This window comes from Arthrobacter sp. ZGTC131, from assembly GCF_002929275.1.
In the GTDB taxonomy this organism is placed as follows: Bacteria; Actinomycetota; Actinomycetes; order Actinomycetales; family Micrococcaceae; genus Arthrobacter.
In genome coordinates this window covers 1-500 of the sequence record NZ_PJIK01000128.1, presented here as the reverse complement: position 1 = coordinate 500, position 500 = coordinate 1, and the positions used below count along the sequence as shown (strand labels likewise).

Genomic DNA, 500 nt, shown 5'->3' with positions numbered 1-500 from the left:
CACCATGGCCCGCCATCCAGACGTTGCCAATCGGTCATTGGCGTTCCAAGAAGTCCTGAATACCACCAAACCGAGCGCCCATCTGGACCGAGAGTACATTTGCCCTCCAGACCCGGGAGGCAGTCGATATATCCAACGTCCCCGGCAAAACATTCCAGCTCAAAATAGTACCCATTTATGTCCGCAGCAAGCCCGACCTCTGCCGACGTCCAAACACCACTATCCTCATGCTTGGTCCAGGTACCTGTAACTCCTCCTTTTCCCATGTTTCCCTTGCCGGATTCAGCCAAGGTTGGAGAGCTCCAACAAATGAGAAAAACGAAACAAAGCACCGCAATACATGCACGTCTGAGCATGCTAGATAGTGAGTTCATTTCAAATGTTTTCGACTCGCACAGCACGCCAAGATGTACCGTCATATGATGCTTCAATCAGTTGCGCTATAGGCGATTGGAGACCATCCATCGGTCCATAATCAACCCCGTTAGGTCCGTAATACT

General features: G+C 50.8%; 1 protein-coding gene. It reads right to left on the bottom strand.

Going from position 1 to position 500, the window contains the following annotated elements; all coding sequences use genetic code 11:
• On the bottom strand, positions 1-374 hold a 374-nt coding region (locus CXQ90_RS22750; protein WP_219816763.1), incomplete at its 3' end, for a hypothetical protein.
• Positions 375-500: the final 126 nt, after the last annotated feature.